The sequence below is a fragment of the Hyunsoonleella ulvae genome (assembly GCF_016827605.1).
Lineage (GTDB): Bacteria > Bacteroidota > Bacteroidia > Flavobacteriales > Flavobacteriaceae > Jejuia > Jejuia ulvae.
The window spans coordinates 275182-289424 of the sequence record NZ_JAEPJQ010000003.1; the positions used below are offsets into that span (position 1 = coordinate 275182).

The window sequence follows — 14243 nt, forward strand, 5'->3', positions numbered from 1 at the left end:
TAAAATAAAACACCTCCCCTTTGGGGAGGAAGGGAGGGGCCTATGAAAACAATAAAAGGACCAGCAGTATTTTTAGCGCAGTTTGCAGGTAGTGAAGCGCCATTTAATAGTTTAGATGGTATGTGTAAATGGGCAGCAGATTTAGGCTATAAAGGTATACAAATCCCAACATGGGAATCTAGCTTAATAGATATTGAAAAAGGAGCAGAAAGTCAGACCTATTGCGACGAGCTTAAAGGAAAAGTACAGTCTTATGGGTTAGAAATTACGGAATTGTCTACCCATTTACAAGGGCAATTAGTTGCCGTAAACCCAGCATACGATACTATGTTTGATGGTTTTGCACCAGAAGCTGTTCGAGGCAATCCTAAGGCTAGAACCGAGTGGGCGATAGATTTTGTAAAAAAATCTGGAACAACAAGTAAGCGTTTAGGTTTAAAATCGCACGCGTCGTTCTCTGGAGCATTAATGTGGCATACGGTGTACCCTTGGCCACAACGGCCAGCAGGTTTGGTAGAAATGGGATTCAAGGAATTAGCGGCGCGTTGGTTGCCTATTTTGAATCATTTTGATGACTGTGGCGTAGATGTGTGTTATGAGATTCATCCAGGCGAAGATTTGCACGATGGTGTGTCGTACGAGCGTTTTTTAGAAGCTACTGGGAATCATTCAAGAGCGAATCTATTATACGACCCCAGTCATTTTGTATTACAGCAACTGGATTATTTGCAGTTTATTGATATTTATCATGAGCATATAAGAGCGTTTCATGTAAAGGATGCTGAGTTTAACCCAACAGGACGACAAGGTGTGTATGGCGGTTATGCCGATTGGAAAGATAGAGCAGGACGTTTTAGAAGTTTGGGAGACGGACAGGTGGATTTTAGTGCCATTTTTTCAAAATTAACAAAATATGGACTCGATTTATGGGCGGTTATGGAATGGGAGTGTTGTATTAAATCCTCTGAACAAGGCGCAAGGGAGGGAGCTCCTTTCATTCAAAAGCATATTATTGAAGCCGCTACACGTAGTTTTGATGATTTTGCAGGAGGCGATATAGATGAAGATTATTTAAAAAATATACTAGGAATCTAAGCCATGGTTTTGAAGCGAATTTTACCCTTACTGTTATTATTGCTTGCAATAAGTTCCTGTAACTATTTACTAGAAGATAAAAGTGAAAAGTTAGCCAAAGAAAAAGCACTCAATAAAGAAGAACCCACAACTCCTGAAGAGACAGAGCTATATAAACCTGTACCGCCAACGGTAAATCCCAAAGGGCAAAACGGAGCGCCTAGTGATGCCATTGTGCTTTTTGATGGTAGCAATTTTGGGGCTTGGGAGCACGTAAAGGATAGCAGTGCCGTACAATGGATTTTAAATGAAGATGGTTCAATGACGGTAAAAGATAGATCTGGAGACATTCAAACCAAGCAACAATTTGGGAGTGTACAGTTGCATATAGAATGGAAATCGCCGAAAGATATTCGTGGGAATGGGCAACATCGTGCTAATAGCGGTGTGTTTTTACAAAGTCAATATGAAGTCCAGATTTTAGATAATAACAACAACGATACTTATGTTAACGGACAGGTTGGAGCCATATACAAACAATCGGTACCATTAGTAAAAGCATCGGTTGCAAGCGGCGATTGGAATACTTACGATATAATTTTTCACGCACCAAGGTTTAACGATTTAGGACGTGTGATTAAAGAAGCAACCATTACAGTGTTGCACAATGGTGTGTTAATTCAGGATAATTTTGAAATCCAAGGTGCTGTGGCACATGTAGGTTTTCCAAAGTATAACCCCCATGGTAAACTACCTTTAATGTTACAAGACCATGGCGATAATAGCCGTGTGAGCTACAGAAATATTTGGATTAGAGCGTTGGATTAAAACAACTTTTATTTCCGTAGGTTTTATTTTTTACATTTAGTAGTTGTTTAATTCATAATAAGTTGTAATTTTGCCGCTCATATTAACGAAAGGGGCTCACGCCGACGATTTAGAGTTAATAGTTAAGATGGTTATTCAGTGAAAACAGGAAACAACATATCTTTTATCTCTTTTGTTTCAGCAGCCAATGCTGAGGCAGTTGTTGTGCGTTTTCCTCAAACACGCCCCTAGTGGGGTGTATCTGTTTAAGAAAGTAATTCACTTTCGCGATTTTCGTTATGTATTGAAGTATTAAAGTTTATTGGGATTATTCCATTATGGAAAATTTCAGCAGAAAAGTAATTTAAAATTCACACCTATTTAGGTCAAAGTTGAATATTAAACTAGAAATGTGTTTTGAAAAAAACAACAACTAAACATGGAAACGACATTGGAAAAAGATATTAATAAAGCTTTATTAGAAGCAACAGCCTTTTGCGAAGATAAAGGCTTAGAGCTTGTTTTTACGCATGAGGTTTCCAAAACACAGCTACAGATTATTTCAGAAAGAACTAAAAATCTTCCTGCGATGTATCATGCTAGTGTAGGTATGTTACTTGATAGACTCAATAATGGTTGTTTTTTGCTTTTAAAAGATGATGATATCGTTGGTCATATTTTTGCACACAGGCACACTATAGAAAAGCATTCTGTATACGAGCGTTCCTCTTTATGGATTCATAAAACCTATAGAAATCATAATTTAGGGTTGTTATTAATGGATGCGTTGACCAAAAAATTTTCAAAAGCATTTCTTATTTCAATAGCCCAAGATAAAACCGTGCACCTTAACAATGAGTTGTTAGGCATGAAGTTTATTACATTAAAAGACTTGTCTCCTGTTTTAATTGAAACACTTGAGAAATTAGGGAAATTGAGGGATGAGTTTAAATATAAGTATTACGTTAATCCATATTTCGAATCTAAAATCAATCAGTTTAATAAGATTCTTAAAAATATTAGTTAAAACAAATTCATGAAAAAATTAGTAATAGCCTACAGTGGCGGATTAGATACATCGTATTGTGCAGTAAGTTTATCCAAAGAATACGATGTGCATGCGGTAAGTGTAAACACAGGAGGTTTTACACAAGACGAAATTAAACACATTGAAAGTAATGCCTATAAAATGGGTGTGTCTACCTATAAAAATATAGATGCTGTAACAACCTTTTACCAAAAGGTAGTGAAGTATTTAATTTTTGGTAATGTGTTGAAAAATAATACCTACCCATTATCTGTAAGTGCAGAACGTATTGTACAAGCTATTGAAATTATTGAGTACGCCAAAAGTATTGATGCTGAATATATTGCTCACGGAAGTACTGGTGCTGGAAACGACCAAGTGCGTTTTGATATGATTTTTCAAACGCTGGCACCTGGTATTAAAATCATCACACCAATTAGAGACCAAAAACTATCAAGACAAGAAGAGATAGAATATTTAAAAGCTAATGGTATTGATATGTCTTGGGAAAAAGCACAATACTCTGTAAACAAAGGGTTGTGGGGTACGAGTGTAGGTGGTGCAGAAACATTAACTTCTGAAAAGCCATTACCAAGTGAAGCATATCCGTCGCAATTAGAAAAAGAAGGCGAAGAAAAGGTAACTTTAACCTTTGATAAAGGGGAGTTTGTAGCTTTGAATGGCGCAACTAATGCACCAGAGGTAAATATTGAAAAATTGAATGATTTAGCATCGGCTTATGCTATAGGTAGAGATATTCATGTAGGTGATACCATTGTGGGTATAAAAGGTCGCGTAGGATTTGAAGCAGCAGCTGCTTTAATTACTGTGAAAGCACACCATTTATTGGAAAAGCATACGCTAACAAAGTGGCAATTACAACATAAGGAATATTTATCTAGTTTCTATGGTATGCATTTGCACGAAGGACAGTATTTAGACCCTGTAATGCGAGATATTGAAGCGTTTTTATCTAACAGTCAAGAAAAAGTGTCTGGAGACGTTACGGTAACCTTAAAACCTTATCATTTCTCATTAGACGGTATCATATCAGAACATGATTTAATGAGTGCGAAGTTTGGAAGTTACGGCGAAGAAAATAAAGCATGGACTGCCGACGATGCGAAAGGTTTTATCAAAATTATAGGAAATCAAAACAAGATTTATCAGCAGGTAAACTCTTAATCTTATTGTCATGCTGAACTCGTTTCAGCATCTCAATAGAATATAAATTGAAATGAAGAAAATAAAAGTAGGTATCATAGGAGGCGCAGGTTACACTGCAGGAGAACTTATTAGATTGTTGATTAATCATCCTGAGGTTGAGATAGATTTTGTGTATAGTACAAGTAATGCAGGAAATCAAATTTCTAAAGTACACCAAGATTTGGTGGGGTCTTTAAACCGTGTGTTTACTGATACAGTTAACCCAAACGTAGATGTATTGTTTCTGTGCTTAGGGCACGGAAATTCGGTTAAGTTTTTATCGGCTAATACGTTTTCTGATAGTACTAAAATTATTGATTTAGGTAACGATTTTAGATTGGAAGCTGATAAAGTTTTTGATGGGAAAACATTTGTATATGGATTGCCAGAATTGAATAAAGAGGCTATTTTAAATGCGAATTACATTGCTAATCCTGGTTGTTTTGCTACGGCTATTCAGCTAGGATTATTGCCTTTGGCTGATGCTGGATTACTTAAAAAGGATGTACATGTTAATGCGGTTACTGGAGCTACTGGAGCAGGAACGTCGTTATCTGCTACCACACATTATACCTGGCGCGATAATAATTTTTCGTATTACAAACCCTTTACGCATCAACATTTAGGAGAGATTAACCAGTCGGTAAATCAGTTGCAAGCCAATTTTTCTTCTGAAATTATTTTTATGCCAAATAGAGGTAATTTTTCTAGAGGTATTTTTGCGACTATCTATACCGATTTTGATGGTTCTGTAGACGATGCCAAAGCTATTTATAAGTCGTTTTACAAGGATGCAAAATTTACATTTGTGTCGGATGAGTTTTTACATATGAAGCAAGTGGTAAACACTAATAAGTGTTTAGTGCATTTACATAAACATAATGGTAAATTATTAATTACAAGTACGATTGATAATTTATTGAAAGGTGCTTCTGGACAAGCTGTACAGAATATGAATTTGATGTTTGGATTGGAAGAAACTATGGGCTTAGGTTTGAAAGGCACTTATTTTTAGCCCCACCTAACCTCCCCGAAGGGGAGGAATTTTACTCATGCGTATTGTTGCGCTTGAGTGAGCGCGTTAGGGATTGTAGAGGAAAGCCCACAGCGGAATCCCTTTAGGGTGCAGCGAGGACTTGGAACGGAAAGCCCGACCCCTTGTGGGTAACGCCATAAAAAAGAATAATAAAAGTAAACCTCCTCTTTTGAGGAATGAAAAAAGAATTTGGACATGAGAATAGCTATAATTGGAACCGGGAATTTAGGAAGCTCAATTGCAAAGGGGCTTATTAAAAACAAGTCGTTTACATCGTTGTATTTAAGTGATAGAAATACGGCGCAAGTCAATGAGTTTGTAGATGAAGATTATGTAAAAATTACGAATAGTAATGCGGCTGCTGTAGAGAACAGTGATGTTGTGATTTTTGCCCTTCAGCCGCGACATATTGAAGGTGTTTTAAAGGAATTGGAACCTTTAATAACTCAAGACCATGTAATAATGTCGGTGGCTGCTGGTTTTTCTATAGCTAAAATTGAAAATATTATTGGCGATGATAAACATATTATTCGTGTGATGCCAAATACGGCGATTTCTATAGGGAAATCGATGACCTGTTTATCGGCTAACGATGTAGGGCAGTTGAAGCTTGAATTAGCGAAAAGTATTTTTAATCAGTTAGGAACAACAATGGTAATCCCTGAAGAACAAATACAAGCTGCTACTGTAATTTGCGCCAGTGGTATTGCATTTTGGATGCGCCTTGTGCGTGCGACTACTCAAGGAGCTATTCAGCTAGGTTTTGAAGCTGATGAAGCCCATAATTTAGCGTTACAAACCTGCTATGGCGCTGCTAGTTTACTTAAAGAGTCTGGTAGGCATCCAGAAGCAGAAATTGATAGGGTTACCACACCAAGTGGATGTACTATCGCAGGCTTAAATGAAATGGAGCACAAAGGATTGAGCTCTGCCTTAATTCAAGGAATTACGGCTTCGTTTGAGAAAATTAATCAATTAAAAGAGAGTTGATTGCAGTATTCAGTATGCAGTGTTCAGTATGCAGTTGTCAAACACTAATAGCTGTTAACCAGCAACCAATAACTAAAAAACAGAAAAGATGCCATTATTTGACGTTTATCCATTATATAATGTAACACCAGTTTCGGGGAAAGGCATTCATGTATATGATGACCAAGGGATTGAGTATTTAGACCTTTACGGAGGACATGCCGTTATTTCCATTGGGCATGCACATCCAGATTATGTAAAGGCAGTTACAAAACAAGTTGAAACCTTAGGGTTTTATTCTAATGCGATTCAAAATCCGTTGCAAAAACAATTAGCTGACAAATTAGAGCAGCTTTCTGGCTGTAAAGGTTATCAGCTATTCTTATGTAATTCTGGTGCTGAGGCAAATGAAAACGCTTTAAAAGTAGCCTCGTTTAAAACAGGGAAGGCTCGTGTACTTGCTTTCAAAAATGGATTTCATGGACGTACATCAGCCGCAGTTGCCGCGACTGATAATCCAAATGTGGTAGCACCGTTAAACGCACAACAAAAAGTAACTTTTTTAGAATTAAACGATGTTGAAGGTGTAAAAAGAGAGCTCGAAAAAGGAGATGTTTGCGCGGTTATTGTGGAGTTTATTCAAGGTGTTGGTGGTTTAGACCAAGGTACGGCAGAATTCTTTGAGCAAGTAGATGCCTTGTGTAAAGCGAACAATACCATGTTTATTGCTGATGAAGTACAGTCTGGTTACGGGCGTTCTGGTAAATTCTTTGCGTTTCAGCATTACAATGTTATACCAGATGTTATTTCCATTGCCAAAGGTATGGGGAATGGATTCCCAATTGGTGGTGTTTTAATCCATCCAGATATCGAAGCAAAATACGGCATGTTGGGCACTACATTTGGGGGTAATCACTTAGCATGTGCTGCTGGTTTGGCCGTTTTAAATACCATTGAAGATGAAAATCTAATAGATAATGTCAACGAGATGGGAGCTTATTTTATTGAAAAAGCAAAGGCAATGTCGCAGATAAAACAAATAAAAGGAAGAGGCTTAATGTTAGGCTTGGAGTTTGATTTTGAAGTAGGCGACCTACGCAAAGATTTAATTTATAATTATAAGATATTTACAGGAGGTGCAGCCAATAAAAAGTTGTTGCGAATTTTACCACCACTAAATATAGAAAAGCAATATATTGACCAGTTTTTTGAAGCTTTAGAAATGGCTCTAAATCATGTGGAATTGACTGCAAACTGATACAGAATACTAAAAATGAATACACTATTATCCATAGAAACAAGAAATGCCGTTTTATTAAGAATGGCAGAATTGTTAGAACAAGAAAGAGACAATATTATCGCAATAAATAAAACAGATTTAGAGGCTTATAATGGCGATGATATTTCAATGTTCGACCGTTTGAAAGTAGACGACTCCAAAGTTGATGAAATGATTAAGGCTGCAAAACACCTAGCATCGCAAGAAGACCCTGTTGGTGTGGAGCGTTTTAGCTTTAAACACGAAAACGGTATGCAAGTGTATAACAAAACGGCCTCTTTTGGTACGGTATTAATCATATACGAATCTAGACCAGACGTAACTGTGGAGGCTGCTGGAATTGCTTTTAAATCAGGTAACAAGATTTTACTAAAAGGCGGAAAAGAGTCGCTTCGTTCTAACCTGAAAATCGTAGAATTATGGCATCAAGCACTTAAAGAAAATGGTGCGTCTACAGATTGGGTGGAATATTTACAATTTAACCGAACAGAAACCCAAGCATTTTTAGAAAAACCAACACAACGTGTAGATTTAATCGTGCCTCGTGGTGGCGAGCGTTTAATTGCTTTTGTAAAACAACATGCAGCGTGCCCTGTAATTGTTAGTGGTAGAGGCAATAATTTTGTGTATGTACATGAAAAAGCCGATTTGGAGGTTGCAGTAGATGTTATTTTGAACGGAAAGTCAAAAATATCCGCATGTAATGCTGTAGATAAGGTATTGATTGATAAAAATCTAGAGAACAAAGATACATTTGTGAAGACCCTAATTTCAAAATTGAAAGACTCTAAAATTGAAGTTTTAGGCGATGATGCTATTTGTCAATCTAATAATTTAGAAGCCATCACTTCAGAAAATATCTGGTACGAGGAATTTTTAGATTATAAAATCTTAATTGGAGAAATAGAGTCTAACAGCGCCGCTATCGCTAAAATAAACACCTATTCTGGGGGACATTCATCTTCTATCATCACAACAGATGATAGTGAAGCCAAAACCTTCATGGAAAATGTAGATACAGCAGCAGTGTATCACAATGCTTCAACTAGATTTACAGATGGTGGACAATTAGGTTTAGGAGGCGAGTTAGCCATCAGTACAGATAAATTACACCAACGTGGACCTATTGGTTTACAACATTTGGTAACCAATAAATGGTATGTTCATGGTAATGGACAAATTCGTTAAACCTTAAATGGGTATTCTTAGAATTTAGCAATAGCTAATATGAAAAAAAAGAAACGCATATTACTAAAAATGGGGTCTAATACCCTAACCAAGGAAACCGATAATATTTCCAGAGGTAAGATTGAAGACATTGCAAATCAGATAGCGAGACTTCAAGATACCTGCGAGTTCATTATTGTGAGTTCTGGGGCAATTGCCGTAGCAAAACAATTTGTAAAGTTAGAGAGTAAGCAAGAAGAGGTGTTTGTAAAACAAGCCTTAGCGTCTATTGGTCAGCCACATCTCATACGCATATATCAGGAAATTTTTAGGGAATATGGGTTGTTAACTTCGCAGTGTTTGTTGTCGTATTCAGATTTTGAAAAGGAAGAAAGCAAAGTGAATATCACAAATACGATTAACGTATTGGTCAACAATAATTATATTCCAATAATTAATGAAAATGACACGGTAGCCACCGATGAGATAAAATTTGGTGATAATGATAAACTTGGAGCTTTAACCGCTTCATTGTTGAATGCCGATTTATTTATCATTGCTACCAATACTAACGGTATTTATACCAAAGCATCTATAGAAAGCGGTACACCTAAAACCATTAAAGAAGTTACTAATTTCAGTGAATTGGCAGACGAGGTGGTTAATTCTAAATCTTCGCACGGTAGTGGTGGCATGCAAAGCAAAATAGAAGCTGCCAAAGTGGCGAAAGAAGCTGAGGTTGAAACATGGATTGTAAACGGGCTAGAAGATGATTTTATAATCAATGCTATGGAAGACAATGTGTTGTTTACTAAGGTAATATAGTTTTTTTATGCAGAATATTGAAGAAAGAATAAATAGCTTTTCTATTGAATTAGATGCTATTTCAAAGCAAGCAAAAAAATATTTAAGAAACGATTCAAAAATCGATGATTCTGTTCTGAACATTTTGCATAGGCCATGGGTGGCTAAATTAAACTGGGGACTTATGTTGTATTCTCCAGCTAAAAATAATTGGTTTAGTCAATTTGAGAGCAATACCAAGAAAATTATTCCTGGTTTTTATAAGAGTTTTTTGCAAAATATAAATGGAGGATTTATTTATGGAATGTCTTTATATGGATTGCCTACCTCTCTTTACACAAAAGGAACGCTCACAAGAGGAAGGTTGCAATGCCATGATTTGACAACCGCAAATTCGAACTGGATTTTAGGATATGATGTCAATAGGGATTTATTTCATTTTGGTAGCAGAACCTATACTTATGATGAAAATGTAGGTTATTTTTTTGATGGTGAGAAAATAATGTGCTTTAGAAAGAGTGGTGAGTTAACTAATAGTTGGAATACTTTTGAGGAAATGTTAAACGAAGAAGTTGAAATTCTAGAAAACCAGATGCTTCAAAATGTACCGTCCGATGTTCAACTTATTTTAAATTAAAGTAATAACAATGAAACATTACACATCCATAAAAGATATTGATAATATTAACACTTGGATTGAAGAAGCAAAGGCTTTGAAAACAAATCCTTTAAAACATATAACTTTAGGAAAAGACAAAACACTTGGTCTGTTATTTTTTAATTCTAGTTTACGTACGCGTTTAAGTACGCAAAAGGCAGCCTTAAATTTAGGAATGAATCCTATTGTAATGAATGTGTCGGGAGATGCTTGGGGATTAGAGTTTGAAGATGGTACAATTATGAACGGCAATACCGCCGAGCATATTAAAGAAGCAGCAGCCGTAGTATCACAATACTGCGATATCATAGCGGTACGCGCATTTCCAACGCTTACAGATAAAGTCAAAGATGAAAGCGAACAAGTGATGAATGCCTTTATGGAGCATGCGTCTGTACCAATTGTAAATATGGAAAGTGCTACTGGTCATCCACTACAAGGGTTGACAGATGCTTTGACCATTTCAGAACATGCTACAAAAGCAAAGCCTAAGGTAGTGTTAAGTTGGGCACCCCACATAAAACCATTACCGCACGCTGTAGCCAATAGTTTTACTCAAGCCATGCAAAAAATGGATGTGGAGTTTGTAATAACCAATCCAGAAGGTTACGATTTAAGCCCAGAGATAACAAGAGACACACCAATATATCATAACCAAGAAGAGGCATTTAAAGATGCCGATTTTGTATACACCAAAAACTGGAGTTCTTATGAAGACTACGGAAAGGTGGTAGATACAGACCCTAATTGGATGATAACCAAAGAAAAACTTGGCAATGCAAAATTTATGCACTGTTTACCAGTAAGACGTAATGTAGTGGTAGAGGATACCGTATTAGATAGCGACAGTTCTATAGTTATTGAACAAGCTAATAATAGAACTTACGCCGCACAATTGGTATTAAAGAAATTGTTAGAAAACATATAACGAACTTAAAAAGTTACCTCTCCTTTGGAGAGGGTGGAGGGAGAGGCCAATGGAAAAACTATCCATCGTAAAAATAGGAGGAAACATCATTGAGGATGCTAATGCTTTAGATAACTTTCTACAATTATTTTCAAAGTTAGAAGGCAAAAAGGTACTGGTACATGGTGGTGGAAAACGCGCTACTAGTGTAGCTGCAAAATTGGGTATTGAGTCTAAAATGGTTAATGGTAGACGTATTACTGATGCCGATACCTTAGAAGTCATTACTATGGTGTATGGCGGATTAGTTAATAAAAACATAGTAGCTAAATTACAAGGGCTAAATATTGATGCTATTGGTCTAACAGGTGCAGATATAAACAGTATTACTTCTGATAAAAGGCCAGTAAAGGATGTAGATTTCGGTTTTGTAGGCGATGTAAAAACCGTATCAGGTAAATCCATAGATAAATTGATTAAAGCTGATTTCACACCAGTATTTTGTGCCATTACGCACGATGGAAATGGACAATTATTGAACACTAATGCTGATACTATTACAAGTCAGGTAGCTGTAGGAATGAGTCATTTATATGATGTTTCTATTTATTATTGTTTTGAGCTAAATGGGGTATTAGAAGATATTAACGATAAAAACTCTGTAATTAAACATATTGATACTAAATTGTATGCCGAATTATTAGAAAAAGGTATTATTGCAGACGGTATGTTGCCAAAGCTAGAAAATTGTTTTGATGCTTTAAACAATGGTGTACATTCTATTAACATGGGAAACACAGCAATGTTAACCCAAGAAAATGATAATTTTACAACCATAACCTTGTAATTATGATTCAGGAATTAACGCATGATGCTGTAGCTTTGTTAAAACAACTGATAGAAACCCAATCGTTTTCATCAGAAGAAGACCAAACAGCATCTCATATCGAAGGATGGTTTCAGCGTTATGGTATAAATTACAAGCGCACAAAAAATAACGTTTGGGCAGTAAATAAACATTTTAAAGAAGGAAAGCCAACTTTACTTTTAAATTCACATCACGATACGGTAAAACCTAATTCTGCTTACACAAAAGACCCATTTAAGGCTATTGTAGAAGATGGAAAGCTATACGGTTTAGGCAGTAACGATGCTGGGGGTTGTTTGGTATCTTTAATAGCAACATTTACCTATTACTATAACCATGAAAACCTAAACTATAACTTAGTGATTGTCGCTTCCGCGGAAGAAGAAAGTAGCGGTCCAAATGGGTTGAATAGTATGCTGTCAGTTATTCCAAATATAGATGTAGCTATTGTTGGAGAACCAACATTGATGAATTTGGCTGTCGCTGAAAAAGGTCTCGTAGTGTTCGATGCTGTATTGACAGGAACGCCAAGCCATGCAGCACATCCAAACGACGACAACGTGATTTACAAAGCAATTAACACTTTGCAATGGTTCAAAGATTACAGGTTTGAAAAAGGCTCCGAAGCTTTAGGCGATGTGAAGTTAACCGTAAGTCAGATAATTGCAGGGAAGCAACACAATGCCGTACCAGCCGATTTAAGTTTAGTAATAGATGTTCGTGTTAATGATGCGTACAGTAATGCTGAAATTGCCGAAATTTTACAAAAAGAAGCACCAGTAACCAGCATTACACCACGTAGTTTAAGATTAAATTCATCCTCCATACCAACAGGCCACGCACTTGTAAAAGCTGGAGTTGCCATGGGACGAAGTACATACGGATCACCAACATTATCAGACCAAGCCGTATTATCCTGCCCTAGTTTAAAATTAGGTCCAGGCGATAGTACACGTTCACATAGTGCAGATGAATTTATTTATTTAAAAGAAATAGAAGAAGGCATTAAAATATATGTTGAATTGCTGAAACGGGTTATCGTTTAGCAATTCTGTCATTCCTGCGAAGGCAGGAATCCAATAAATTAAAAAATAGATTCCCGCCTTCGCGGGAATGACAAAAAACTTTATAATGAAACTCTGGGATAAAGGCATATCAATAGATAATAAAATAGAGCAATTTACAGTTGGGAACGACCGTGAAATTGATATTCATATAGCAAAGTACGATGTTATCGCATCCAAAGCGCATGCTAAAATGTTACAAAGCATTGGTATTTTGACTTCTGAAGAATTAGAACAGCTTTTAGAAGGTTTAGAGGTGTTGGCACAACAAATTGAGGAAGGTACGTTTGAAATTGATGCACAATTTGAAGATGTACACTCTAAAATAGAGTTCGAATTAACCAAATCTTTGGGAGAGGTTGGAAAAAAAATACACACGGCACGCTCTAGAAACGACCAGGTTTTAGTGGCATGCCATTTATACTATAAAGAGAATTTACAGGTAGTACAATCTAAAGTAAAAACACTGTTTGATACGCTTTTAGATTTAGCTGAAACACATAAAGACAAACTCTTACCAGGATATACACATTTACAAGTCGCGATGCCTTCATCCTTTGGATTATGGTTTTCGGCCTATGCTGAATTAATGATTGACGATGTGTATTTACTAAACGCTGCCTTAAAAACGGTGGACCAAAACCCACTAGGTTCGGCTGCTGGTTATGGGAGTTCATTTCCTATCGATAGAGAGCTAACTACTAAAGAAATGGATTTTGCTACGCTAAAGTATAATGTAGTAGCTGCACAAATGGGACGTGGTAAAAACGAGCGCACTATTGCTGCGGCTTTAGGAAGTTTAGCCAACACACTATCTAGATTTGCAATGGATGTGTGTTTGTATATGAGTCAGAATTTTGGCTTTGTCACTTTCCCAGACGAGTTAACTACTGGTAGTAGTATTATGCCACATAAAAAAAACCCAGATGTATTTGAGTTGATTCGTGGTAAGTGCAATAAAATACAAGCATTACAAACCGAAATGGTATTAATTACCAATAATTTACCAAGCGGATATCACAGAGATTTTCAGTTATTGAAAGAAAACATGATTGCAGCTTTTGAAGAGTTGAAAGACATTTTAGATATTTTTAATTACGCTATTCAACAAGTCATTGTAAAAGATATTGATTTGAATGATGATAAATATAAATACCTATTCACGGTAGATAATATAAATACGCTTGTAGTTGAGGGACAGAGCTTTAGAGAGGCCTACCAAAAAATAGGTGGGCAAGTACAGGATGGTACTTATATTCCAGATACCTCAAAACAGCATACCCATATAGGAAGCATCCACAACCTATCTTTAGATAGAATTAAAGCTAAGTTTCCTAATTAAATTTACGTTATTAAAAAGGCTTCCGACAGGAAGCC

General features: G+C 36.4%; 14 protein-coding genes. All 14 read left to right on the plus strand.

The genetic code is table 11. The annotated features are described in order from the left end of the window. Nucleotides 1–42: 42 nt before the first annotated feature. Nucleotides 43–1095 (plus strand): sugar phosphate isomerase/epimerase family protein, encoded by a 1053-nt coding sequence (locus tag JS605_RS10215; protein ID WP_203257624.1) that lies wholly within the window; start codon nt 43–45, stop codon nt 1093–1095. Nucleotides 1096–1104: 9 nt separating this feature from the next. Continuing rightward, complete coding sequence (locus JS605_RS10220; RefSeq protein WP_239000323.1) at nt 1105–1902, plus strand: 3-keto-disaccharide hydrolase; 798 nt, start codon at nt 1105–1107, stop codon at nt 1900–1902. Between the two features lie 418 nt (nt 1903–2320). Then, nucleotides 2321–2908, plus strand: coding sequence for a GNAT family N-acetyltransferase (locus JS605_RS10225; RefSeq protein WP_130937669.1), 588 nt, complete (start codon nt 2321–2323; stop codon nt 2906–2908). A 9-nt stretch (nt 2909–2917) separates the two neighbouring features. Beyond that, a complete protein-coding gene (locus JS605_RS10230) occupies nt 2918–4093 on the plus strand; it encodes an argininosuccinate synthase (protein ID WP_203257626.1) in 1176 nt (391 codons plus the stop codon). Nucleotides 4094–4145: 52 nt separating this feature from the next. Further along, the gene (gene argC / locus JS605_RS10235; RefSeq protein ID WP_203257627.1) at nt 4146–5129 is read left to right on the plus strand and encodes an N-acetyl-gamma-glutamyl-phosphate reductase; all 984 of its coding nucleotides are present in this window, start codon (nt 4146–4148) and stop codon (nt 5127–5129) included. Between the two features lie 216 nt (nt 5130–5345). Beyond that, nucleotides 5346–6140 carry a pyrroline-5-carboxylate reductase gene (gene proC / locus JS605_RS10240; protein ID WP_203257628.1) on the plus strand — a complete coding sequence of 265 codons (795 nt, stop codon included), beginning with the start codon at nt 5346–5348 and terminating at the stop codon, nt 6138–6140. A gap of 88 nt (nt 6141–6228) precedes the next feature. Next, nucleotides 6229–7377 carry an aspartate aminotransferase family protein gene (locus JS605_RS10245; RefSeq protein WP_203257629.1) on the plus strand — a complete coding sequence of 383 codons (1149 nt, stop codon included), beginning with the start codon at nt 6229–6231 and terminating at the stop codon, nt 7375–7377. 15 nt (nt 7378–7392) lie between these two features. Further along, a complete protein-coding gene (locus tag JS605_RS10250; RefSeq protein ID WP_203257630.1) occupies nt 7393–8586 on the plus strand; it encodes a glutamate-5-semialdehyde dehydrogenase in 1194 nt (397 codons plus the stop codon). 39 nt (nt 8587–8625) lie between these two features. After that, nucleotides 8626–9390, plus strand: coding sequence for a glutamate 5-kinase (gene proB, locus JS605_RS10255; RefSeq protein WP_203257631.1), 765 nt, complete (start codon nt 8626–8628; stop codon nt 9388–9390). Between the two features lie 7 nt (nt 9391–9397). Beyond that, nucleotides 9398–10006 carry an SMI1/KNR4 family protein gene (locus JS605_RS10260; protein WP_203257632.1) on the plus strand — a complete coding sequence of 203 codons (609 nt, stop codon included), beginning with the start codon at nt 9398–9400 and terminating at the stop codon, nt 10004–10006. A 10-nt stretch (nt 10007–10016) separates the two neighbouring features. After that, nucleotides 10017–10955, plus strand: a complete 939-nt coding sequence (locus tag JS605_RS10265) for an N-acetylornithine carbamoyltransferase (RefSeq protein WP_203257633.1) — start codon at nt 10017–10019, stop codon at nt 10953–10955. 49 nt (nt 10956–11004) lie between these two features. After that, nucleotides 11005–11781, plus strand: a complete 777-nt coding sequence (gene argB / locus JS605_RS10270; RefSeq protein ID WP_203257634.1) for an acetylglutamate kinase — start codon at nt 11005–11007, stop codon at nt 11779–11781. Nucleotides 11782–11783: 2 nt separating this feature from the next. Further along, the gene (locus JS605_RS10275; protein ID WP_203257635.1) at nt 11784–12848 is read left to right on the plus strand and encodes a M20 family metallo-hydrolase; all 1065 of its coding nucleotides are present in this window, start codon (nt 11784–11786) and stop codon (nt 12846–12848) included. Nucleotides 12849–12933: 85 nt separating this feature from the next. Further along, a complete protein-coding gene (gene argH / locus JS605_RS10280; protein ID WP_203257636.1) occupies nt 12934–14208 on the plus strand; it encodes an argininosuccinate lyase in 1275 nt (424 codons plus the stop codon). The last annotated feature ends 35 nt before the right edge of the window (nt 14209–14243 follow it).